Consider the following 22402-nt stretch of genomic DNA (forward strand, 5'->3'; position numbering starts at 1 on the left):
CCCCCCCCAGTTGACGCCTAAGCGCCGTCCGGTGCCAGGGCCTTCCCCGCCGCACCGCACCAGCGGACCGGTATCGCGCAGCCAGACGTCGCCATAGGCGCGGCGTTCGAGCGTGACCGCGCCCGAGACGAGCTGGCGCGCGCGCGCCTCGTTCGCCCCGTCGCGCACCAGCAGGCGGACGTCCTGCCCGCTTTCGGCCACGGCATTGGCGAAGGCGGCGATCTGCTCCTGCGCGCGCGGGAGCACCTCGGGCCATTCCTCCGCATCGTGCGGGAAGCCGATCCACAGCCAGTCCTGCGGCGCCCATTCGGGCGGCATCATCTGCATCGGCCTGCCCTTCTCGACCTGTCCCGACGGCTCAGCAGCCGCCCTCTCCTTCGCAGCTCTTGTCGCGGGCGGCGCGGAATTCGTCGCCCTCGACCCAGTTGGGCCAGCTGGTGCTCATCGCGAGCATGCGGCCGATGCGGTAGTAGAGCGAGAGGTCTTTCAACGCGCCCGACCAGTCCCAGGCGGGATCGTATTCGTCGCTCGGCTGGTGATAGCGGTTCTCGGTGTAGTCCTTGGCATAGGCCTGGCCGGCTTCGGTGCCACCTTCGACCAGGTCTTCGCCGCCGTCGACATAGAGCATCGGCAGGCCGCGCTTCGCCATGCTGAAGTGGTCGGAGCGATAGTAATAGCCCTTCTCGGGAGTCGATTCCGGAGTCGCCGTGCGGCCTTCTTGCTTGAGCGCGGCGTCGAGGAACTCGTCGAGCCGGCTCTTGCCGCCGCCGACCACCGTCACGTCCTTGGCCGGACCTGCGAGCGACAGCGCGTCCATGTTGAGCCCGCCCACGGTCTGCGACAGCGGGAAGATCGGGTTGGCGGCGTAATAGTCCGAACCGAGCAGGCCCGATTCCTCGCCCGTCACGGCGAGGAAGACGAGGCTGCGGTCGGCCGGCCCGGCCTTGGCATGCGCCTCGGCCAGCGCGACGAGCGCTGCGGTGCCGGTGGCGTTGTCGACCGCGCCGTTGCAGATGTCGTCACCGGTGGCGTCGGGCTTGCAATGGCCGAGGTGGTCCCAATGGGCGCTGTAGAGGACGTATTCGTTAGGGCGCTCGGCGCCGGGGAGCACGCCGACGACGTTCTGCGAATCGAACTTGCGGACGGTGTTGCCGAACCTGGTCGAGGCGGTCAGCCCAAGCGGAACCGCCTTGAAGCCCTTCTTCTTGGCGGCGGCCGAGAGCGCGGCGAGATCCTTGCCCGCCGCGCCGAGGATCTTTTGGGCGACCGGCTTCTGCACCCAGCCGTTGACCAGAGTCTGGTCGGCGCCGCCGTCCTTGCGCTCGGGATAGACCTGCGGCCCGGTCCACGAGGATTCGACGACGTTCCAGCCATAGGCGGCAGGGAAGGTATCGTGGATGATGATAGCGCCCGCGGCACCCTGGCGCGCGGCCTCTTCATACTTGTAGGTCCAGCGGCCGTAATAGGTCATGGCACGGCCGTTGAACGGGCCTTCGAGGCCTTCGGTCTCGTAGTCGGGATCGTTGACGAGGATGATCGCGGTCTTCCCCTTCATGTCGACGCCTGCATAGTCGTTCCAGCCCTTCTCGGGGGCGTTGATGCCGTAGCCGACGAAAACCAGCTCGCTGTTGTCGAGGTCGGTCTGCTCGTCCTCGCGATAGGTCACGCCGACCCAATCATCGCCGAAGGCGAAGCTCATCTCCTTGCCCTGGCCCGCGATCTTCAGCGGGCTGAAGTCCCGCCCTTCGATCTCGACGAAGGGGACGGTCTGAGTCCACGAACCGTTGTTGCCCGGCTCGAGCCCGGCCTGCTTGAATTCCTCGATCAGGTAGGCGACCGTCTTGTCCTCGCCGGGAGTGCCCGGCGCGCGGCCTTCGAATTCGTCCGAAGCCAGCTTCTCGGTAACGCTCTTCATCGTGTCGATGTTGAGATCGCCGGCCGCGACCTGAGGGATGTCGAGCGCGGCGCCTGCGGTGCTGGCGGCTCCATCCTGGCCCATCGAACAGGCGGTGAGAGCCAGCGCTGCGCCGGCGGCGAGAACGGTTCGGATCATTGCGACTACCTCTCTTGCTTCTCGTGCGGGGGGCTTCTGTCAGCATGGGCGCGCGAGGGCAAGCTTGCGTGCCCGCGGACGGGACGGCAGGGAGCGGAGGATGGCTGCCGACTGGACCTCTGCGCTCACCCGCGCCCGCGCGCATGCGCCCTTCCTCGCCCGCGCGCTCGAGCGCCGTCCCGAGCTCGCCGAGCTGCTCGCGGCGGGCGATGGCGAGGCGGCGCTCATGGCCGCCAAGCGGGTCGATACGGAGGATGTCGCCACGGCACTGCGCCGCGAGCGGCTCGGCCTCGCGCTGGTACTGGCGATCGGCGACCTCGCCGGCGGCTTCGATCTCGACAAGGTCATGCGCGAACTGTCGACCTTGGCCGACCGGGCGCTCCATGCCGCGCTCGCTGCGGCGATCGCCCGGCGCGTGCCCGATGCGGGACCGGCGGGGATGATCGGTCTGGCGCTGGGCAAGCACGGCGCGGGCGAATTGAACTATTCCTCCGACATCGATCCGATCCTGCTCTTCGACCCGGCGACCCTGCCGCGCCGCGAACGCGACGAGCCCGGCGAGACGGCGCAGCGCTATGCGCGCGAGGCGGTACGGCTGCTCTCCGAAGTGACCAGCGAAGGCTATGTCTTCCGCGTCGACCTGCGGCTGCGTCCGGCCGCCGAGGTCAGCCCGCCGGCGATCCCGCTCGACGCGGCGATCACGCATTACGAGAGCTCGGCGCTGGCGTGGGAGCGGGCGGCCTTCATCCGCGCGCGCGCCTGTGCGGGCGATATCGCCGCGGGCGAGGCCTTTCTCGACCATATCCGCCCCTTCGTCTGGCGCCGCAGCCTCGACTTCGGCGCGATCGACGAGATCCGCCGCCTCACGCATCGCATCCGCGACGAGCAGAGCGGACCGGCGAGCCCCGAGCCGGGATACAACCTTAAGCTCGGCCGCGGGGGGATTCGCGAAATCGAGTTCTTCGCCCAGACGCACCAGCTGATCCACGGTGGTCGCGACCCCTCGCTGCGGGTACGCGGCACGCGCGCGGCGCTCGATGCGCTGGCGGCCACGGGGCGGATCGCCCCTGAAGACGCCCGCCTGCTGGGCGAAAGCTACGACGGTCTGCGCACGATCGAGCACCGGCTGCAGATGGTCGCCGACAAGCAGACGCACTTGCTGCCCGCAGGCGAAGCGCTCGACAATGTCGCGCGGCTGCACGGCCTCGAAGGCGGCGCTGCGCTCGTCGCGCATGTTGCCGATCTGGCCCGGCCGGTGGCCGAACGGTTCGATGCGCTGCTCGACCAGGACCGGACGTCGGGACCGGCCAGCGCGCCACACACGCTCTCTGCCGACGACAACCCGCCACCCGTCCCGACCGAGCTGGCCGATCGGGTGGCTGGCTGGAGGGGTGGACGATATCAGGCGCTGCGCAGCCCGGCCGCGCTGGGCGCCTTCGAGGCGATCCGCCCCGACTTGCTCGCCTCGATCGCCGCCTCGCCCGATCCCGACGCGGCTCTGGTGCGCTGGGAAAGCCTGATCGCGCGCCTGCCGAGCGCGATCAACCTGTTCCGCCTGCTCGAGGCGCGACCCGGGCTGTTCGCGCTGATCGCGGATTGCCTGACGCTTGCTCCGCCGCTGGCCGACGAGCTTGCCCGACGTCCCGACCTCCTCGATGCGCTGATCGATCGCACCGCGCTCGATCTTCCCGGGAGCGTTGCCGGGCTGGCCGAGCGCATGGGCCGGCGCGAGCGTGGCGACGATTACGAGATGCGGCTCGACCGCTTGCGCGTGGTCACCGGCGAGACGCGTTTCGCGCTCGGCGTCCAGCTGATCGAGGCGGCGCACGACCCGCTGGCGATCGCCGCCGGCCTCGCCCGCACCGCCGAAGCCGCGCTGCAGGTCGCACTGGTCGCCGCCGAGGAGGAATTCGCCGCGCGGCACGGTCGCATCGCAGGCAGCGAGCTGGTGGTTGTCGGCCTCGGGCGGCTCGGTGGCGGCGCGCTGACGCATGCCTCCGATCTCGACATCATCTATCTCTTCACCGGCACGCATGAAGGCGAGTCCGACGGCGAACGCCCGCTCGGCGCGACGCTCTATTTCAACCGTCTCGCCCAGCGGGTGACCGCCGCGCTGAGCGTGCCGACCGCGCAGGGCGCGCTCTACGAGGTCGATACGCGGCTCCGCCCGCAAGGCGCGCAGGGGCCGCTCGCGGTGAGCGTCGAGAGTTTTGCGCGCTACCAGCGCGAGGATGCCTGGACCTGGGAGCACATGGCGCTCACCCGGGCGCGCGTGATTGCCGCCAGCGAGGCGGCGCGCGAGGAGATCGACGATGTCGTCGGTTCGGTCCTCCGCGCCGCGCGCGATCCCGACGCACTCCGCGCCGACCTGCTCGCGATGCGCAGCGAGATGGCCGCGCACAAACCGTCCAAGGGCCCGCTCGATGCCAAGCTCCTGCGTGGCGGGCTCGTCGATCTCGAATTCCTCGTGCATTTTCTCCAGCTGCGCGAGCGCATCGGCCTGACCCCGGATCTGGGCGCCGCGATCGCGGCGCTGGTCGAGGCTGGAAGCCTGTCGGCCGCCCTTGGCGATGCGCATGACTTGATGACGCGGCTGCTGGTCGGTACGCGGCTGCTCGCGCCCGAGCTCTCTCGCCCCAATGCCGCAGCCGCGGCGTTGCTGGCGCGGCAAAGCGGGTGCGAGGATTATGCGGAATTGCTGCAAGCGCTGGACGCGGCCCGCCGCGAGGTTGCGGCGGCGTGGCAGGACATATTCGGCGAAACCCTGGAGATGGACCGATGAGCGACAGTTTTGGCGAGGGCGATGCCTTTCCCGATTTCAGCATGGAAACGCCCGATGGGGGAACGGTGACCAAGGCCGATCTGGCTGGCCGGAAGGCGGTGGTCTTCTTCTACCCCAAGGACAACACGCCCGGCTGCACCACCGAGGCGAAGGATTTCTCCGCGCTCAAGGGGGAGTTCGAGAAGGCCGGTGTGCGGCTGTTGGGCGTCAGCAAGGATTCGGCGAAGAAGCACCGGAATTTCATCGCCAAGCACGATCTCACGGTCGATCTCGCCACCGATGCACAGGAGGGCGGCCTGTCGGACGCGCTCGGCGTGTGGGGCGAGAAGCAGAACTATGGCCGGACCTATATGGGCATGATCCGCTCGACCTATCTCCTCGACGGAGCGGGTCGCATCCTGCGCATCTGGCCAAAGGTGCGGGTCAAGGGGCACGCGCAGGAAGTGCTCGAGGTAGCGCGATCGGCATGACCCCCCGCCGTCGCAACCTCGGCGACGCGATTCGTGAGGCGCTGCTGACGGGCGGGACGCAGGCGAAGGTGTTCGCCGCGCGCGCGGTCGCGCGCGAGTGGCGGCTGGGACGGCTCGAATTCGCGGTCGACGGCTCCATGCCCGATCGCCCGTGCTGGCCAGCCGAGCTCGAGCTCCTGCCACCCGCACGCATGCCCAAGCGCGGCAAGATGGGGTCCGAGCGCAATCGCATCGCGCTGTGGCATGCGCTCGCGCATATCGAATTCGTCGCCATCGACCTTGCGCTCGACATGGCCGGGCGCTTCGGTGCGGCGATGGGCGAGGAGTTCGTCTCGGATTTCCTGGCTGTGGCCGCCGACGAGGCGATGCATTTCGCGCTGATCGCCCGCAAGCTCGAATCGCTCGGCTCGCGTTACGGCGCGCTGCCGGTTCACGACGGGTTATGGAGCGCGGCGCTGGATACCGCGCACGATGTCGCCGCACGGCTGGCTGTGGTGCCCATGGTGCTCGAGGCGCGCGGACTCGATGTCACCCCGGCGACGCTCGAGCGCGTCCGTGCGCAGGGCGATAACGGCGGCGCCCGCATCCTCGAACGAATCCTTGACGATGAAATCCGGCATGTCGCGGTCGGCTCCAAGCACTTTCATGCATGCTGCGCGGCACGGGGAAAAAATCCGCGAGAATCGTGGCAAAAGCTCGTCCACACGTATTTTTCAGGAGGGCTGAAAGGTCCGTTCAACGACTCAGCGCGTTTCGCAGGCGGCCTGCCGCGCGACTACTACGCGACTATTGCCTGATTAAGATTTTCACCGTTAACCCAAACTCACGAGACGCCGGGGGGTTCCGGCAGTGACAGGAAAGAGAGCGGTAGCGGCACGGGACGCCGTCATCGTTCGGGATCGAACAGGCGCAAAAGCGCCGGATGGACGGGTTTTGCATGCTCACCAAGCGCATTTCGCTTGCTCTCACCGTGATGGCAGGTTTCGGTATCGCCGCAGCTCCGGCTCAGGCCCAGGAAACCAACGCAGCCGCCGCGGTCGGGGCGATCGACATGAGCAAGGTCGCCGGACCGGCACAGGCCGGCGATGACGCTCAGTTCCAGCAGCTTTTCGCCCAGTGGGACAAGCTCGACGGTGCGGCCCCGGCTGCAGCCCGGGTTTCCGTTCCCTCGCGCATGCCGCTCGACGACACCCGGCTGACCAGCGACTACGGCATGCGCACGCACCCTGTGCTCGGCGGTCGCCGCAGCCACAAGGGTGTCGATCTGGCCGCGCCGGTCGGCACGCCGATCTACGCCACCGCCGACGGTTACGTCAGCAAGGCCGAATGGTTCTCGAGCTACGGCAAGTTCGTCTCGATCGAGCACGGCGCCCACCTGCAGACCCGCTTCGCGCACATGTCGGACATCGCGGTCGCAGCCGGCACGCGCGTCAAGAAGGGCGATATTATCGGCTACGTCGGCACCACCGGCCGTTCGACCGGTCCGCACCTCCACTATGAGGTCCGCATCGACGGTGAAGCGGTCAACCCGGTTCCCTACATGGTCGAATCGGAAGCCCAGCGCGCTTTCGCGCTTGCGATGGGCACCGGCGGGCAGGGCGGCGGCGACGACGAATAAGGCCATACGAACCCGCGGGTTCGGTGAAAAAGGGCGACGGGAGCGATCCCGCCGCCCTTTTTTCTTGCCCATGAAAGTGGCTAAGGTAGGTTTCTTTGCGAAACCGGATGAGTCCGCGCCAGACGACGGGCCGACGGAGAGGAGAGAGGACAGCCCATGCACCCCATCGCCCATGCGCAGACGCGCCCCGAGCATCCCGCCATCATCATGGCCGGCAGCGGGGAGACAGTGACCTTCGGCGAGATGGACGGCTATGCCAACCGTTTCGCCCATCTGCTGCGCGCGAGGGGCCTGGGGTGCGGAGACCATTTCGCCGTGCTGATGGAAAACAACGTTCATTATCTGCAGGTGGTGTGGGGCTCGCAGCGCGCCGGCACGATGATGGTGCCGATCTCGACCCGTCTGACCGCACCCGAAATCGCCTATATCCTCAAGGATGCCGGCGCGAAATTCCTGCTCACCACGCGCAAGTTCGACGACGTCCTCGGAGGCATCCGCGCCGAATGCCCCGACCTGCCGCTGCTGATCGTAGGCGGCGAGGACGAGGAAGACTACGAGGCTGCGTTGGCCGCGCAGCCCTCCGATCCGATCGCCGACCAGGCGCCGGGCCAGTACATGCTCTATTCCTCGGGCACGACCGGCCGGCCCAAGGGGGTCAAGCCCGCCCCGCCGCAGGACGAAGACATCCAGGCAGTCAATCCGCTGATGGGCCTCGCGGTGATGGGCGCCGGCATGCCTGCGGATGGCAGCATGGTCTATCTCTCGCCCGCGCCGCTCTATCATGCCGCCCCGCTCGGCTGGGGCACCACCGCGCAGCGGCTCGGCGGGACCGTGGTCGTGCTCGAGAAGTTCGACCCCGAGCACGCGCTGGCGACGATCGAGAGATACAGGGTCACCGACAGCCAGTGGGTGCCGACGCATTTCGTGCGCATGCTCAAGCTCGATCCCGAGGTGCGGACGAAATACGACCTGTCGAGCCACCAGCGCGCGCTGCACGCGGCCGCGCCCTGCCCGGTCCCGATCAAGCGCGCGATGATCGAATGGTGGGGGCCGATCATCAACGAATATTACGCCGGCTCCGAAGGCATCGGCATGACGTTGATCAAGGCGGCGGACTGGCTCGATCACCCGGGCAGCGTGGGCAAGGCGATCCACGGCACGCTGCATGTCTGCGATGGCGAGGGCAACGAGGTCCCCGCGGGGCAGGACGGGCTGCTGTTCTTCGAGAACGAGAACATCCCGACCTATCACAACGACCCCGACAAGACGCGCGAAGCGATGCATCCCAGGGGCTGGATGACGCTGGGCGACATCGGCCATGTCGACGAGGACGGCTATCTCTTCCTGACCGATCGCAAGAGCCACATGATCATCTCGGGCGGGGTCAATATCTACCCGCAGGAGATCGAGAACCTGCTCGTCACGCATGACAAGGTGATGGATGCGGCGGTGATCGGCGCCCCCTGTCCCGACTTCGGCGAGAAGGTGGTGGCGGTGGTCCAGCCGATCGACATGGGTGAGGCCGGCGACGCGCTCGAGGCCGAACTGCGCGATTTCCTCGCCCCCAGCCTGTCGAAGATCAAGATGCCCAAGCTGTTCGATTTCCGCCCGCAGCTGCCGCGCGAGGCCAATGGCAAGCTCTACAAGCGCGAGCTGCGCGACGAGTACCAGCGCATGGCCGAAGTCGAGACGGAGCAGGCGTGATGGCGACGCGGGAGAAGCCGACGCTCGATCCTGCGGTCGCCCGCGCGGTCATCGACCCGGCCAGCTACGCCGCCTGGGATCCGCTGCTCGACATCTTCGACCGGTTGCGCGAGGAAATGCCGGTCGCCTGGACGGACAGCCAGGACGATCACGTCCATCCCCCCTTCTGGCTGGTGACGCGCTATGACGACGTGATGCGCATGTCGAAGGACAATGCGACCTTCCTCAACAATCCGCACACGGTGGTCTTCAGCCTCACCGAGGGAATCGAATTCGCCAAGAAGATGACCGGCGGCAGCGAACATCTCGTCGCCAGCCTCGTCACCTTCGACGGGGCGACGCACATGAAATACCGCAAGCTGACGCAGGAATGGTTCATGCCCAAGAACCTGCGCACGGTGGAAGACGAGATCCGCGGTATTGCCCATGCCGCCGTCGACCGTCTGCTGGAAGGCGGCAACGAGGCCGATTTCGTCAAGGCCGTGTCCGCCCCCTATCCGCTCCACGTGGTGATGCAGATCATGGGCGTGCCCGAGGAAGACGAGCCGCGCATGCTGATGCTGACCCAGCAATTGTTCGGCGGCAGCGACGAAGACCTGAACCAGTCGGGCATCAAGGACCTCCCGCCCGAGGCGATCACCCAGCTGGTGGCGGGCGCGGTCAAGGACTTCGAGGCCTATTTCGCCAGGCTGACCGCCGAGCGGCGCGCCAATCCCACGCAGGATGTCGCCAGCACCATCGCCAATGCGGTGGTGGACGGCGAACCGCTCAACGACCGCGACATGATGGGCTATTACATCATCCTCGCCGCCGCCGGCCACGACACCACCAGCGCCAGCACCGCGGGCGCCATGCTCGCGCTGGCGCGCGATCCGGAGCAGTGGGCCAGGGTGAAGGCGGACCGTTCGCTGCTCCCCGGCATCGTCGAGGAAGCGATTCGCTGGACCACGCCGGTGCAGCACTTCATGCGCACCGCGGCCGAGGATACCGAGGTCGGCGGGCAGCCCATTGCCAAGGGCGACTGGCTGATGATGAACTACGTCGCCGCCAACCACGATCCCGCGGTGTTCGACGACCCGCGCCGGTTCGACGCCGCGCGCAGCCCCAACCGCCATCTCGCCTTCGGTGCCGGGGCGCACCAGTGCCTCGGCCTGCATCTCGCGCGGCTGGAAATGCGCATCCTGTTCGAGACGCTGCTCGACCGGATCGAAAGCGTGGAACTGGCGGGCGAGCCGGCACGCTCGAAATCGACCTTCGTCGGCGGGCTGAAGACGCTGCCGCTGCGCTTTTCCGCGGCCTGACCCGCCTGCGGAAGTTTACACGAAGGTTACGCCAAAACCGGGCGCAAGTTGATGAAACCCATCCGGGGCCGCGCCGTGCAAAGGCGCGGCGGTTCGCTTGCGATATTCAAGGTGTGAAAGAGCCGATACGAGGCTAGCAGACGCGCGGCGTGTAGGAAAATCCGCCACTTGCGGCGCGACTCGACGCCGCTAGAACGAAGCGCGATGGAAGGGGATGCGCCGCGTGACTGTCGATCTGCTTAAAGCCTATGCGAAGGCGGTGCGCGACAAATTGCGCGCCAATCCGGCCACGCCCGAAACCGGGCTGGCTCCCAGTTTCCAGGCGCTGATCGAGCAGCTGCTTCCCACGCTCCCCGCGATCGAGACCTTCACCGTGTCCCCCGAATACAACAAGAGCGGGGTCGGTCGTCCCGACATAGCTCTGATCAAGCATGGCGAACTGCCGCGCGCCTTTATCGAGCTCAAGGCCCCCTTCAAGCCGGCCGAGCCAAAGAAATGGACCACGCCGCACGACCGGAGGCAATACGAACGCTTGCAGGAGCTGGCGCATTGGTCGGCGTCGAATTTCGCCGATTTCTGCCTGTTCGAGCGCAACCGGATGCAGGGCCACGCCGTGATCGTCCCGGCGGATGCGCTCGACCCCGACCTGTCCGACAAATCCGCCGACACGCTGATCGACGCGCATGATCCCACGCGCTTTCTCGATCTGCTCGCGCAACTCGCCCGCGCGCAGCCGCCCTCGGCGGGCAATGCCGAACAGCTGGCCGAACTGCTCGCCCATTCGGCGCGGATCGTGAAGAGCGCGGTGCGCGAACGGGTGAGCGAACTCGATCCGGGGACGGACAAGAACGACCCCCTCATGCTGGTCCGCCAGACCTATCGCAACGTGCTCTATGCCCATCCCGAGGCCGGCGGCTATGCGGCGAAGGATTTCGACGAGCTTTTCGCCAGTGCCTTTGCGCAAACGCTCGCTTTCGGCCTGCTGCTGGTGCGCGAGCATCTGGCGAATACCGAGACCGAGGCGGACAAGCGCAAGGTCGGCCCCGATGCCGCGCGCCACATGCCGCCCGAGCATCCGCTGATGAAAGGCACGCTCGAGGCGATCAGCGATCCGCGGGTGATCGATTCGGTCGGGATCGGCTTCGACGTCATGCGCGATTGCGTGAACAGCTTCGATCCCAAGATCCTCGCCCCGCGTCGCGACGGGCGCGACCCGATCCTCTATTTCTACGAGGATTTCCTCAGCGTCTTCGATCCCGAGGCGCGCGAACGCTATGGCGTCTATTACACCCCGCTGCAGGTGGTGCGCTTCATGGTCGGCGCGCTCGACCGCGTGCTGCGCGATGACCTCGGCACCAAGGGCCTGCGCGATCCCGCCGTCACCATTCTCGACCCGGCGACCGGCACGGGCACCTTCCTGCTCGGCATTGCCGAACGCGTGCGCGAGCAGGTCATGGAGGAGGAAGGCGGCCCCGCTGCGAGCATGGCGCTGAAGGACCTCGCCACGCGCATGTTCGGGTTCGAACTGCTGATCGGCCCCTATGCGGTGGCGCATTATCGGCTGCATCACGCGCTCGCCAATCGCCCGGCGGACGATGGCGAGGATGCGCCGCAGCCCGTGCAATTGCCGCGCCTCGGCATCTATCTCACCGATACGCTCAGCCGCCCCGACGCGATCACCCCGATGGGCCGCCTCGGCATCCCCGGCGTGCCGATCGACGAAGAGCGCGAACGCGCCAACGAAATCAAAACGCGCGAACGCATCCTCGCGATCATCGGCAACCCCCCTTACAAGCGGCTGGAGGAAGGCGAGGACGAAACGCTCGTCGGGCGCTGGATGAACGAGGACGTATGGCCCGATCTCAAGCAGCCCGTGAAGGATGCGGGCAAGGGCGGCCAATTGAACACCTTCCCTGAATTCTCGGTCGCCTTCTGGCGCTGGGCGATATGGAAACTGTTCGAGGCCGAGAATGCGCCAAAGAAAGGCGTCATCGCCTTCATCACCAACCGCAAATATCTGACCGGCTGGCCCTATGCGGGCCTGCGCAAGATGATGCGCGAGCGGTTCGACCGGCTCGAGATCATCGACCTGCGCGGCGACGTGCGCGCTGGGGTGCGCGGCGATGTCGAGCGCGACCAGGGCGTGTTCAACATCCAGGTTGGCACCGCAATCTGTGTGGCGGTAGCCGACGGCAGCAAAGCCGATGGTCAGCTGGCCGAGGTGCATTATTCCGATAGCTGGGAAGCGGAGAAGTTTAGCAAAAAGGCCAAGCTGGATTGGTTAGAGCGCATGCAGGCGGCCGGGCAGTCGGGCGATCCTTCCATCGTCCAGAGGGGATTGCTGGACGATTTTAAGCCCGTTGCCTTCAGCAATGGCGAATGGGTTTCAGTTTCAGAGCTCTTCGAGTTCAATTCCAGCGGAATGCAAACGAAACGTGACCAATTCGCTTACCACGTTGACCGTGACGCGCTAATCGAACGGATTGAGAGCTTCGTTGGCGGGTCAGAGAAAGAGGCGATCGCTGCTTTTCACGATACCCGGGATCGGAAATGGGCGGACGCGAGAGCGATACCGGCAAGCTCGGGTAACATATCGGAGGTGATTTATAGACCTCTCGATCGCCGATATCTCTATAATCATTCGAGGTATGGAGATTTTCTCCGACCAGCACTTCAATCGGCATGGGGTGGCGATAACGCTGCCTTGTATACGATGCCATCTGGCGTTGGTCTGGGCCCAGCTACTTGGTGCCACGCGCAGTTGCCTGATTACCATTCGTTTCGCGGCAGCTACGGTGGCTATGCCTTCCCGCTCTACGACCGTCGCAAAGGGCCCCAAGCCCATAACTTCGACCCAGTCATCCTCACAGCCGTCGCCGCAGCCTATGGCGAAACTGTCCGTCCTGAGGACCTGTTCGACGCGATCCTCGCGCTGTTATCGGCGACCAGCTACACCGTGCGCTTCGCCGAAGACCTTGAAGACACCTTCCCCCATATCCCCTTCCCCGCCGATCCCGACCTATTCAAAAAGGCAGCGGCTATTGGGGCCAAAATCCGCGCGCTCGAAGGCTTCGCCCGCGAAACGGCCGCTGAATTCCGCCCCAAGGACTTCGTCCGGTTGCGCAGCGAAGCCACCGGCGCGGTTGGCCTGCACGAGGACGGCGGCGAATGGTTTTTCTGCGAGGACGGCAGCGGCAAGTTCGAGGGCTTGCCCGCGCGCGTGTGGGAATTCTCGGTGTCGGGCTATCGCGTGCTCAAGCGCTGGGCCGATGCCCGGGCCGGCCTGCCCGGACCCGAATATTGGCCGCAATTCCGGGATGTTGCGGCGCGCATCCACGAACTTCTCCACTGGTTCGACCGGGCCGACCTTGTCCTCGCCAGCGTGCTTGAGGATACTCTCAGCCGTGACGAACTGGGCCTGACGGACGAGAACGAATGAGCGGCGATCAATTCAGCATGTTCGGGGATGGCGACGGCCGCATGGCCGAACAGCGTCAGCCCGATATTTTGCCCGATCCCAATCGCGTACGTCGCCGGCTGCACGGCATTCTCGAAACCGCCCGCGCCGCGCCCGACGTGCCCTGGCCCGAAAAGAAGCAGCGGGTCTGGCGGATCGTCTTTCCCAACATGGCCAAGTGGCTGCCCGACGACGAAGCCGACCAACTGTGCTTCGAATTCGCGCAGGAAATGGAACGGCTCGGCCTCGCGGCCTGACGGCCGGCCCCCCCCCCGCAACCGTTCCGCCACGCCGCGCATATCCTCGTCCATGTCCGTGCTTTCGAGCGCCAGCGTCAGCGTAGCCCCGGCGTGAATGCGGTCCGTTAGCGACACGCGACAAGCACGCCTAGCCGCTCCCGGGCGGCGCAAGCAATCCTGCGCCACATCGTAGTTTCACGTACCCCGAATACACCTTTCTTAACGCCGTTGTGGCAGGTGATCCGGCAGGGATACCACAATGAACCCGGCCGGAACTTCCAACCTGGGACTGGAAGATCGTCTGCTGATCCGCCAGATGTCCGACTTCATCTCGAACGTTCGCAGTGCGGCGGCCGGGACGCTGCTCAGTGCGCTCATCGTCGTTCCTCTCTTGGCCAGGGCCGAGCAGGCCGTGTTCTGGGCTTTCTGGGTGCCCGTCCTGCTGCTTCTCGACGGGCTGCGCGTCATACAGACCTTCGAGTTCGACGAGACGTCGAGCGATCCCGCCTACATCCAGCGAAACGCTCGCTACGCCACGGGTCTCGCACTGGGATGCGGCGCCCATTGGGGGATCGCTTTCGTGGTCCTGTGGCAGAATGCGCGGTCGCCCGGCGAATTCCTGATCCTGTGCGTGCTGGCCGCCGGGATCATGTCGTCGTCCTTGCTGCAATATCGGCACCTGAAGCCCGCGGCAGTGGCGCTGATGCTGGCCTGCATGTTGGCAGGGACCGGAACCGCCCTGCTCTATCCGCCGACACTGGCCGTTCCGATCGTGCTGCTGGTCTGGCTGCACGGGATCATCGTGCTGCTCGGCGTGAGCGATCATGCCCGCTTCTATCGCGAGCGTCTGATCGAGGAAATCGAGCTCGAACGGTCCGAGCAGACCGTGCGCCTGCTGTTGCACGAATACGAAGCGTCGGCGTCCGACTGGCTGTTCGAGACCAATCCCGCAGGCCGGTTTCTGGAAATTTCGGAGCGGTTTGCGCAGGCGGCCGGCCGGTCTGCGGACGAACTGAGGAAGACGGGGCTGCTGGACCTGTTCGCACGCGGCGCGGAGCGCCGGGAACTGGCCGAGATGATCGGCGCCCAGCAGGCCTTTCGCAACCACGTCCTGCCGGTTGCCGGCAAGGGCCGGAAAACCTGGTGGTCGGTGTCGGCCAAGCCGCTGAACGACGGGTCCATGCGCGGCGTGATGAGCGACGTGTCGGTCGAGGTCATGGCCGAACAGCGCTTGTCGCGCATGGCGCGCAACGACACGCTGACGGGGCTGGCCAACCGCTTGCGCTTCAACGAGAATCTCGCGCAGTCCGTGGCCAGGCCGGGGGCGGCGCGCACGCTGATGTTCATCGATCTCGACAAGTTCAAGATCGTCAACGACACTCTGGGCCACGACACGGGCGACGACCTGCTGATTGCGGCCGCGCGCCGCATGACCGGCGAGTGCGGCAGGGGCGATTTGCCGGTCCGCCTGGGGGGCGACGAATTCGCTATCCTCTGCGCCCCGAAGTCGACACCCGGGGAAGCGCGCGATCTCGCCGACCGTTTGATCCGGCGTCTCGCCGATCCCTTCCGACTCGCGGGCAAGGTCATCAGGGTATCCGCCAGCATCGGGATCGCGCATGTCGACGACGGGCCGCTCGAACCCGAAGAGCTGATGCGGCAGGCCGACCTCGCCCTCTATTCCGCCAAGCAGAAGGGCCGCGGACTCTGGCAGGAATACAACGCCGAAATGCAGGCGAGGGAACGCAAGCGGCGCGGGCTCGAACTCGATCTCCGGCAGGCGCTAGCCGAAGATCAATTCTCGCTCGCGTTCCAGCCGCAGATCGATTTCGCCACCGGGGAACCGACCGGCATGGAGGCCCTGCTGCGCTGGAATCATCCGGAGCACGGCCTGGTCATGCCCGACGAATTCATCGGACTGGCGGAGGAATCCGGCCTGCTGGTCGCGATCGGGGAATGGGTCGCCAACGAGGCCATCCGCACCGCCGCGAGATGGGAACGGCCGCTGACGATCGCGCTGAACCTCTCGCCGGTACAGATCCGCTCGGAAGGCTTCGTCGAGGTGCTGACCAGAGCGATCGCCACCAGCGGGATCGCACCGGGCCGCGTCGAGCTGGAGATCACCGAAACCGCGCTGCTGCACGATACGGACGAGAACGTGCGCACTCTGCACCGGCTTCGCGCGCTCGGCGTGCGGATCGCCCTCGACGATTTCGGGACCGGCTATTCATCGCTCAACTATCTGCGCAGCTTCCCCTTCGACACGATCAAGATCGACCGATGTTTCGTGATGGATTTGCTGGATCGGCCCGACTGCCAGGCGATCATCCGGGCAACCGTCAATCTGGCGCAGGAACTGGACATGGAGACGGTCGCCGAGGGAATCGAGACCGCCGACCAGTTCGAATGGCTCGGGGGCATCGGCTGCACCGCGGGGCAGGGATATTACATCTCGCGACCGATCGCGTGCGGCGAGCAGGTCGAAGGTGTGGCCAGGCGAGAGACGACGCTGCAGCTCGATCGATTTGCGCGATCGGCTGGCAGCAGCGTTCGGCCGGGCCAGTTCGGGATGAAGACGGTCGGCGCGGCGATGGGGTATCGCGCCTAGGCGCCGCCTTGGGTCAGGCCTTCAGCAGCCGCTCCGCCATCGCGCGCACCTCGGCGCCCATGTCGTCGCGCTCCAGCGCCAGCGCCAGCGTCGCCTCGACGAAGCCGGTCTTGCTGCCGCAGTCGAAGCGGCGGCCGGCGAAGGTGACGGCGTGGAAGGCCTGGTTGCCGATCATCTTGGCCATGGCATCGGTCAGCTGGATTTCGCCGCCGGCGCCCTTTTCCTGGTCCTCGAGCACGCGCATCACTTCGGGCTGGAGAATGTAGCGGCCCGAGATGATCTTGTTGCTCGGCGCCTCGGCCACCGGGGGCTTTTCGACCAGGCCGGTGACTTCGGTCAGCGTGTCGCTCCTGGCCGCGCCCGGCGCGATGACGCCATAGCTCGACACCTCTTCCTGCGGAACTTCGAGCACCGAGATGAGATTCCCGCCGACCTGTTCGTAGGCCTCGACCATCTGCTTCATGCAGCCGGTCCCGCCACCCTGCGCGGCGACCATGAGTTCGTCGGGCAGGAGGATGGCGAAGGGTTCGTTGCCGACGATCGCGCGCGCGCACCAGATCGCGTGGCCGAGGCCCAGCGGGACCTGCTGACGCACGGTGATGATGTCGCCCGGCGTGGCGCGCGTGGGTTCGAGCACGTCGAGGTCCTTGCCGCGTTCCTCCATCGTGTGTTCGAGTTCGTAGGCGACGTCGAAATGCTCGACGATGGCGGTCTTGCCGCGCCCGGTAACGAAGATGATCTGCTCGATCCCCGCCTCGCGCGCCTCGTCCACCGCATACTGGATCAGCGGGCGGTCGACGATCGGGAGGAGCTCCTTGGGGATCGCCTTGGTCGCGGGGAGGAAGCGCGTCCCCAGCCCGGCGACGGGAAAGACGGCTTTTTTGATCGGCTTGTGCTGGGTCATCGTGTCTCGCGGTACGTCCGGCGCCGGAACAGGTCAATCTTTCGGCGGTTGGGAAGCCATTGGACGGGCCCGGTGACACATGGATGACGCTTGCCAGCCCGTCGCGCGTGGCTAAAGGCAGGGCATGGACAAGCTCATCATTCGTGGCGGCAACCGCCTTTCGGGAACGATCCCCATTTCGGGTGCGAAGAATGCCGCGCTCACCCTCATTCCCTGTGCGCTGCTGACCGAAGAGCCGGTGACGCTGCGCAATCTCCCGCGCCTGGCCGATATCGACGGCTTCCAGCACCTGATGGGCCAGTTCGGGGTGGCGCACACGATCCAGGGCCACCGGCCCGAGGATTTCGGACGCGTGGTCACGCTCGAGGCCACCCGACTGACCAGTTCGGTCGCGCCCTACGATCTGGTGCGCAAGATGCGCGCCTCGATCCTCGTGCTCGGCCCGCTGCTGGCACGCACGGGCGAGGCGACCGTGTCGCTGCCCGGCGGCTGCGCGATCGGCAATCGCCCGATCGACCTCCACCTCAAGGCGCTCGAAGCCTTCGGCGCGCATATCGAGCTCGCCGCCGGCTATGTGAAGGCTACCGCGCCCGACGGCGGCCTGCCCGGCGGCGAATTCGATTTTCCCGTGGTTTCGGTCGGCGCGACCGAGAATGCGCTGATGGCGGCGGTGCTGTGCACGGGCACCAGCAGGCTGATCAACGCCGCACGCGAACCCGAGATCGTCGACCTGTGCAACCTCCTCGTCGCCATGGGCGCCGAGATCGAGGGCATCGGCACGTCGGAACTGACGATCCACGGCGTCAAGCGACTCCACGGCGCGACCTACCGCGTCATGCCCGACCGGATCGAGGCCGGGTCCTATGCCTGTGCCGCGGCGATCACCGGCGGCGAGGTCCGCCTCGAAGGCGCCAAGGCCGACGACATGGGTTCGACCATCCACGCGCTGCGCAACATCGGCGTCGAGGTGGAAAGCGACAAGCACGGGATCGATGTTGCCGCGCGCGGCCCGCTCAAGGCGCACAATCTCACCACCGCTCCTTTCCCCGGGCTGGCTACCGACATGCAGGCGCAGCTGATGAGCCTGCTGGCCCGCGCCGAGGGAACCAGCGTGCTCAAGGAAACGATCTTCGAGAATCGCTTCATGCACGTTCCCGAACTCGCGCGCATGGGGGCGGACATCGAGACCGAGGGCCGCACCGCGATCGTGCGCGGCCCGGTGGAACTCACCGGCGCCGAAGTGATGGCGACAGACCTGCGCGCTTCGATGAGCCTGGTGATCGCGGGCCTCGCGGCCGAAGGTGAGACGACCGTGCGCCGCCTTTATCACCTCGACCGCGGCTACGAGCGGCTCGAGGAAAAGCTCCAGCTGGTGGGTGCGGATATCGAGCGCGTGGGCGACGACTAGCGGGCGAGCGGGGCGGACCTTTCCGCCAACCCGCGCGTTGGGTTGGCGAGAAAGGAATTCGCCATGCTACTCAAACTACTTGCGCTCGGTGGCCTCGGCTATGTCGGCTACCGTTTCTTCGACAAGAACAAGTCCAAAGCGGCCTTCGCCGGCAACCAGGGCGACGCCTCGGTCCGTGACGCCGGGCCCGAGGCCATGCGGGACAAGCCCGACGGCCGCTGGAGCAAGACCGACGAGGAAAGCGACGAAAGCTTCCCGGCGAGCGATCCGCCCGCCAACTACTGATCGGGCAGCCTTATGCCTTAGTGAGCGGCTGGAGCGATCCAGCCGCTCTTTTCACGCGACACCAGCCAGATGCGGATCGCACCGGCCAGCCCGGGCGGCGTTTCCGCCGTGATCCGCTCGGCGTCGATCTCGGCGACCAGCGCGTTGATCGACTGCCCGCGCGCGGCGGCGGCGGTGCAGAGCTTTTCCCAGAACAGCGGCTCGAGGCTGATCGATGTGCGGTGTCCGTCGATCCGGACCGAGTATTTTTTGGGCGGATGGTAGGGGGGCATTTCCATAGGTGGCGCGCCCTACATCGCCAGCGGCGGCACCGATACGATTTTTTTGGGGTGTGCGATGAAATGAGCCAAGCCTAGGGTTTCGGCCATGACCGTGGGGTACGAAGCGCTTACCGACAAGGAGAAGGAAACGCTGCGGCTGATGGGGCGCGGCCACGATGCCAAGTCGGCGGCGAGCGCGCTCGACCTCTCGGTCCACACAGTCAACGAGCGCCTGCGTGCCGCGCGGCGCAAGCTCGAGGTGACGAGCAGCCGGGAGGCAGCGCGCCTGCTGCTCGAAAGCGAAGGGGCGGCCTACGAAAATCTTGCGGACAAGGAATTGGGGGATGCCGACCTCCAGCAAAGGGCCGACGATGACCGGGCGACGGCGGGCATGCCCGCCCGCCGTCGGATCATTGCAGGAGTTCTCATCATGCTTGCCCTCGCCGCCGTACTGGCGCTTGCCGCGACCAGCGCCACTCATGAACCGCCCGTCGATACTCCTCCCGAAAGGGTCGCCCGCGACCATGCGAATGAAGACGCGGCGCGGGCATGGCTCGCCTTGACCGACGCGCATGACTGGGAAGCCAGCTATGCGGCAACAGGGAGCCAGTTCCGCAATCTCAATACGCTGGATGTTTGGACGAAAGCATCGCAAGAGGCCCGTGCCCCGCTCGGCGCGGTTCTGTCCCGCGAGGCGATCGGCTATCGCGATGTGCACGCGCCGCCGCATGGCTATAGCGAGGTCCAGTTCCGCACCGACTTCGCTACTCGCAAGGGTGTCGTCGAAACGGTAACGCTCGAACGGGAAGGCGACGATCTGCGCGTGGTCGCCTATATTATCGACTAGGTGAGCGGCAGGCACGGCGGCGCGTCCGTCGCGGTGCCTGCCCCCGGTCAATACATGTGCTGGCCGCCGTTGATGCTCATGGTGGAGCCGGTGACGAAAGCGGCGTGCTCGGAGCACAGGAAGCTGACCCCGCGGGCGATTTCGCCGGCTTTGCCGAGCCGGCCAACGGGAATTTTGGCGACGATCTTCTCGAGCACCGGCTCGGGCACGGCGGCGACCATGTCGGTATCGATATAGCCCGGCGCGATCGCATTGACGGTGATCCCGAAGCGTGCGCCTTCCTGCGCCAGCGCCTTGGTGAACCCGTGGATACCGCTCTTGGCGGCGGCGTAATTGACCTGGCCGTACTGGCCTGCCTGCCCATTGATCGAACCGATATTGACGATCCGCCCCCAGCCGCGCTCCTTCATGCCGGCGAAAGTCGCCTTGGCCATGTTGAAGCAGCCGCCCAGATTGGTGCGCATCACGGCATCCCAGTCTTCGTAGCTCATCTTCAGGAGGGTGCCGTCGCGGGTGATCCCGGCATTGTTGACGACGACATCGACCGGGCCGTGCTCCTGTTCGACCGTCTTGCACGCCTCCTGGACGGCGTCGTAATCCCCGACATCGAACTTGATCGTCGGAATACCGGTCTCGTCGGAAAACTTTCGCGCCGCATCGTCATTGCCGGCGTAGTTCGCGACGACCGTGAAGCCGCGCTCGTCGCGCAACCGTTCGCATATGGCGCGACCGATCCCGCGCGTACCTCCGGTTACGATTGCAACACGTCCCATCGTTGATCCTCCCCAGCTTTCCGTAGCGTTGCAAGCAACCTAGGCGAGCTACGCAGCGCAGGCCAAGCCCTTTCGCCACACCGGGCGAGGGGGGAGACGAATTCTGTCGGAGGGTTAGAAGCTGACGCGCGTGCCGACGTAAACGGCCTGGTCGTCCTCGACACCGTCGGTCAGCGGCGCCAGCCGGTTGCCGTCCTTCGACAGGCGGACACCTGCGGTAACGTTGACGTTGCCGACCACGCGATAGGAAGTGCTCAGGTCGAGGCTCTGGCTTCCCGCGCCACCCAGGGTGCGCGGCGAGCGACCGGCGCTCTCTTCCTTCTCGAGCGCCAGGCGCGAACCGAAGCGACCGGGCTTCTCGGCCCTCTCGCTCTTGTCGGGCGCGAAGCTCGCGAGATCGGGCATGCCCATGTCGCGCAGGCCGACCGACACCGGTTCCGGCTTGGCGGGCTGGGCGAAGCTCTGATAGCCGCGCGCAACGCCGAGATTGTAGCTCGTCTGGCTGATCGCGAGAATGCGTTCGCGGCTGTCGGAAGTGCCGGTGGCGTCCAGCGCCGTGCGGACCGAGATCGCGCGGGCGGTGGCATCGTCGACCCGGACCGCGACAGTCACCGTGCGATCCTTCGACAGCGGCGACTTGTTCGCCGGGGTAAAGCGCAGGCCATCCTCGCCGATCACCGCGGCAACGCGTGCGGCAAGCCGCGCATCGACCTTGGGCGGGGTAAAGGGCAGGTAGGATACGGTTTCGGGCAGTTCCGTGGCGGAGCCGGTTTCGACCACCGCGAGGCCGGCCACGGGAATCGACAGCGCCAGACCGGCCACAGCCAGCGCCGCGGGAGCGAACCGCGCCTTGCCCTGACTTTTGACCGAACGTGCCATTGCCAACCCGCTTCCCTTATACCTCTTGAACTCTAAGTCAGAGAACCGCTGAACGGTTCCTGACTTCCACCCGATTGTGGGGTGAGTCCCTGTCCTCTTGCAGCCAGACTAGCACCCGCTCGGCGCAGGGCCAGCTTTTCCACAGGTGCCGGGGCAATTGGCTGCCAGGTGTTGCCAAGTTTCCACAAGCTGCGGGGCGGGCCGCCAGGGGCGCTGGCAGGATTAAGCCCGCATTCACCCTCCAGAGGCTGTCTGCGGCCTCGTGGGCCGTATGCCTTGCTCCGCAGCGTGCAGGCATTATAGAGCCTTGAAACCCGCAGGATACCAAGGACCGACATGAGCGCTCTCGTAAACCTCCGCCGCCCCGCAACCATTGCCGTGGCGATTGCAGTAACGCTCGGCCTTTCCGCCTGCGGTGGGCGCGAGCGGCCCAAGGCGGATCTTGCGGCGGCGCAGGTCACCACCATCGGCGTCAATTCCTATCTCTGGCGCGCCGCGCTCGAAGCGGTCAGCTTCGCCCCGCTGCTCCAGGCCGACAGCAATGGCGGGGTGATCGTCACCGACTGGTACGCCAATCCCAGCAATCCGGGCGAGCGGGTCAAGATGACCGTCACCATCCTCGATTCGGACCTGCGCGCCGATGCGCTGCGCGTCGCCGCCAGCCGTCAGGTCAGCCAGAGCGGGTCTTGGGTCGACGCGCCGGTCCAGGCGGCCACGGTGCAGAAGCTGGAAGACATCATCCTGACCAAGGCGCGCGAACTGCGGCGCCAGGCGGTCAGCTGACCAGGCCCGAGGGCGCTGGGCAAAAGCGCCT

At 66.3% G+C, this 22402-nt stretch carries 19 protein-coding genes; 13 read left to right on the forward strand and 6 right to left on the reverse strand.

Translation table 11 applies throughout. From position 1 onward, the window contains the following. Both ACN4E0_RS14475 and ACN4E0_RS14480 read right to left on the reverse strand, forming a co-directional pair. Positions 1-318: agmatine deiminase family protein (locus ACN4E0_RS14475; protein WP_419569031.1), on the reverse strand; the 318-nt coding region annotated here is incomplete at its 3' end. Between the two features lie 40 nt (positions 319-358). Next, positions 359-2053 carry a M28 family metallopeptidase gene (locus ACN4E0_RS14480; RefSeq protein ID WP_419568982.1) on the reverse strand — a complete coding sequence of 565 codons (1695 nt, stop codon included), beginning with the start codon at positions 2051-2053 and terminating at the stop codon, positions 359-361. A 100-nt stretch (positions 2054-2153) separates the two neighbouring features. On the opposite strand from ACN4E0_RS14480, the gene glnE reads away from it, so the two are divergent. The 9 genes from glnE to ACN4E0_RS14525 all read left to right on the forward strand — a co-directional run bounded on the left by glnE (position 2154) and on the right by ACN4E0_RS14525 (position 16232). After that, entirely contained in the window at positions 2154-4835 is a 2682-nt protein-coding gene (gene glnE, locus ACN4E0_RS14485) for a bifunctional [glutamate--ammonia ligase]-adenylyl-L-tyrosine phosphorylase/[glutamate--ammonia-ligase] adenylyltransferase (RefSeq protein WP_419568983.1), read from the forward strand. Next, complete coding sequence (locus ACN4E0_RS14490; RefSeq protein WP_419568985.1) at positions 4832-5305, forward strand: peroxiredoxin; 474 nt, start codon at positions 4832-4834, stop codon at positions 5303-5305. Before glnE ends, ACN4E0_RS14490 begins: the two co-directional genes overlap by 4 nt. Beyond that, positions 5302-6102 (forward strand): ferritin-like domain-containing protein, encoded by an 801-nt coding sequence (locus tag ACN4E0_RS14495; protein ID WP_419568987.1) that lies wholly within the window; start codon positions 5302-5304, stop codon positions 6100-6102. Before ACN4E0_RS14490 ends, ACN4E0_RS14495 begins: the two co-directional genes overlap by 4 nt. A gap of 140 nt (positions 6103-6242) precedes the next feature. After that, the gene (locus ACN4E0_RS14500; RefSeq protein ID WP_419568989.1) at positions 6243-6923 is read left to right on the forward strand and encodes a M23 family metallopeptidase; all 681 of its coding nucleotides are present in this window, start codon (positions 6243-6245) and stop codon (positions 6921-6923) included. Between the two features lie 156 nt (positions 6924-7079). Continuing rightward, a complete protein-coding gene (locus ACN4E0_RS14505) occupies positions 7080-8627 on the forward strand; it encodes an acyl-CoA synthetase (RefSeq protein WP_419568991.1) in 1548 nt (515 codons plus the stop codon). Then, complete coding sequence (locus tag ACN4E0_RS14510) at positions 8627-9928, forward strand: cytochrome P450 (protein WP_419568993.1); 1302 nt, start codon at positions 8627-8629, stop codon at positions 9926-9928. Before ACN4E0_RS14505 ends, ACN4E0_RS14510 begins: the two co-directional genes overlap by 1 nt. A 223-nt stretch (positions 9929-10151) precedes the next feature. Continuing rightward, positions 10152-13367 (forward strand): type ISP restriction/modification enzyme, encoded by a 3216-nt coding sequence (locus tag ACN4E0_RS14515; protein WP_419568995.1) that lies wholly within the window; start codon positions 10152-10154, stop codon positions 13365-13367. Beyond that, a complete protein-coding gene (locus ACN4E0_RS14520) occupies positions 13364-13642 on the forward strand; it encodes a hypothetical protein (protein WP_419568997.1) in 279 nt (92 codons plus the stop codon). Before ACN4E0_RS14515 ends, ACN4E0_RS14520 begins: the two co-directional genes overlap by 4 nt. A 241-nt stretch (positions 13643-13883) precedes the next feature. Next, entirely contained in the window at positions 13884-16232 is a 2349-nt protein-coding gene (locus tag ACN4E0_RS14525) for a putative bifunctional diguanylate cyclase/phosphodiesterase (RefSeq protein WP_419568999.1), read from the forward strand. Between the two features lie 13 nt (positions 16233-16245). On the opposite strand, the gene galU is transcribed toward ACN4E0_RS14525, so the two are convergent. Next, complete coding sequence (gene galU / locus ACN4E0_RS14530) at positions 16246-17136, reverse strand: UTP--glucose-1-phosphate uridylyltransferase GalU (RefSeq protein ID WP_419569001.1); 891 nt, start codon at positions 17134-17136, stop codon at positions 16246-16248. A 124-nt stretch (positions 17137-17260) separates the two neighbouring features. Here galU and murA point away from each other — a divergent pair, with 124 nt between their 5' ends. After that, positions 17261-18544, forward strand: a complete 1284-nt coding sequence (gene murA / locus ACN4E0_RS14535; RefSeq protein WP_419569003.1) for a UDP-N-acetylglucosamine 1-carboxyvinyltransferase — start codon at positions 17261-17263, stop codon at positions 18542-18544. Between the two features lie 63 nt (positions 18545-18607). Next, a complete protein-coding gene (locus tag ACN4E0_RS14540; protein ID WP_419569005.1) occupies positions 18608-18829 on the forward strand; it encodes a hypothetical protein in 222 nt (73 codons plus the stop codon). Between the two features lie 17 nt (positions 18830-18846). Here the strand turns inward: ACN4E0_RS14540 and ACN4E0_RS14545 are convergent, their stop codons facing one another. Beyond that, entirely contained in the window at positions 18847-19107 is a 261-nt protein-coding gene (locus ACN4E0_RS14545; RefSeq protein WP_419569007.1) for a ribbon-helix-helix domain-containing protein, read from the reverse strand. 88 nt (positions 19108-19195) lie between these two features. Here ACN4E0_RS14545 and ACN4E0_RS14550 point away from each other — a divergent pair, with 88 nt between their 5' ends. Beyond that, a complete protein-coding gene (locus tag ACN4E0_RS14550; protein ID WP_419569009.1) occupies positions 19196-19936 on the forward strand; it encodes a DUF4019 domain-containing protein in 741 nt (246 codons plus the stop codon). Between the two features lie 47 nt (positions 19937-19983). On the opposite strand, the gene phbB is transcribed toward ACN4E0_RS14550, so the two are convergent. Further along, complete coding sequence (gene phbB / locus ACN4E0_RS14555; protein WP_419569011.1) at positions 19984-20709, reverse strand: acetoacetyl-CoA reductase; 726 nt, start codon at positions 20707-20709, stop codon at positions 19984-19986. 114 nt (positions 20710-20823) lie between these two features. Continuing rightward, positions 20824-21588 carry a hypothetical protein gene (locus ACN4E0_RS14560; RefSeq protein ID WP_419569012.1) on the reverse strand — a complete coding sequence of 255 codons (765 nt, stop codon included), beginning with the start codon at positions 21586-21588 and terminating at the stop codon, positions 20824-20826. A gap of 336 nt (positions 21589-21924) precedes the next feature. Between ACN4E0_RS14560 and ACN4E0_RS14565 the strand changes: the two genes are divergently transcribed. Further along, a complete protein-coding gene (locus tag ACN4E0_RS14565; protein ID WP_419569014.1) occupies positions 21925-22371 on the forward strand; it encodes a DUF3576 domain-containing protein in 447 nt (148 codons plus the stop codon). Positions 22372-22402 lie beyond the last annotated feature (31 nt).

This window comes from Qipengyuania sp. (assembly GCF_048550555.1).
GTDB lineage: Bacteria > Pseudomonadota > Alphaproteobacteria > Sphingomonadales > Sphingomonadaceae > Qipengyuania.

Excerpts from the sequence above, each read along its gene's own strand:
- ACN4E0_RS14480 (WP_419568982.1), bottom strand. The coding sequence starts at position 2,053 with ATGATCCGAACCGTTCTCGCCGCCGGCGCAGCGCTGGCTCTCACCGCC.
- glnE (WP_419568983.1), top strand. The coding sequence starts at position 2,154 with ATGGCTGCCGACTGGACCTCTGCGCTCACCCGCGCCCGCGCGCATGCG.
- ACN4E0_RS14490 (WP_419568985.1), top strand. The coding sequence starts at position 4,832 with ATGAGCGACAGTTTTGGCGAGGGCGATGCCTTTCCCGATTTCAGCATG.
- ACN4E0_RS14495 (WP_419568987.1), top strand. The coding sequence starts at position 5,302 with ATGACCCCCCGCCGTCGCAACCTCGGCGACGCGATTCGTGAGGCGCTG.
- ACN4E0_RS14500 (WP_419568989.1), top strand. The coding sequence starts at position 6,243 with ATGCTCACCAAGCGCATTTCGCTTGCTCTCACCGTGATGGCAGGTTTC.
- ACN4E0_RS14505 (WP_419568991.1), top strand. The coding sequence starts at position 7,080 with ATGCACCCCATCGCCCATGCGCAGACGCGCCCCGAGCATCCCGCCATC.
- ACN4E0_RS14510 (WP_419568993.1), top strand. The coding sequence starts at position 8,627 with ATGGCGACGCGGGAGAAGCCGACGCTCGATCCTGCGGTCGCCCGCGCG.
- ACN4E0_RS14520 (WP_419568997.1), top strand. The coding sequence starts at position 13,364 with ATGAGCGGCGATCAATTCAGCATGTTCGGGGATGGCGACGGCCGCATG.
- ACN4E0_RS14525 (WP_419568999.1), top strand. The coding sequence starts at position 13,884 with ATGAACCCGGCCGGAACTTCCAACCTGGGACTGGAAGATCGTCTGCTG.
- galU (WP_419569001.1), bottom strand. The coding sequence starts at position 17,136 with ATGACCCAGCACAAGCCGATCAAAAAAGCCGTCTTTCCCGTCGCCGGG.
- murA (WP_419569003.1), top strand. The coding sequence starts at position 17,261 with ATGGACAAGCTCATCATTCGTGGCGGCAACCGCCTTTCGGGAACGATC.
- ACN4E0_RS14540 (WP_419569005.1), top strand. The coding sequence starts at position 18,608 with ATGCTACTCAAACTACTTGCGCTCGGTGGCCTCGGCTATGTCGGCTAC.
- ACN4E0_RS14545 (WP_419569007.1), bottom strand. The coding sequence starts at position 19,107 with ATGGAAATGCCCCCCTACCATCCGCCCAAAAAATACTCGGTCCGGATC.
- ACN4E0_RS14550 (WP_419569009.1), top strand. The coding sequence starts at position 19,196 with ATGACCGTGGGGTACGAAGCGCTTACCGACAAGGAGAAGGAAACGCTG.
- phbB (WP_419569011.1), bottom strand. The coding sequence starts at position 20,709 with ATGGGACGTGTTGCAATCGTAACCGGAGGTACGCGCGGGATCGGTCGC.
- ACN4E0_RS14560 (WP_419569012.1), bottom strand. The coding sequence starts at position 21,588 with ATGGCACGTTCGGTCAAAAGTCAGGGCAAGGCGCGGTTCGCTCCCGCG.
- ACN4E0_RS14565 (WP_419569014.1), top strand. The coding sequence starts at position 21,925 with ATGAGCGCTCTCGTAAACCTCCGCCGCCCCGCAACCATTGCCGTGGCG.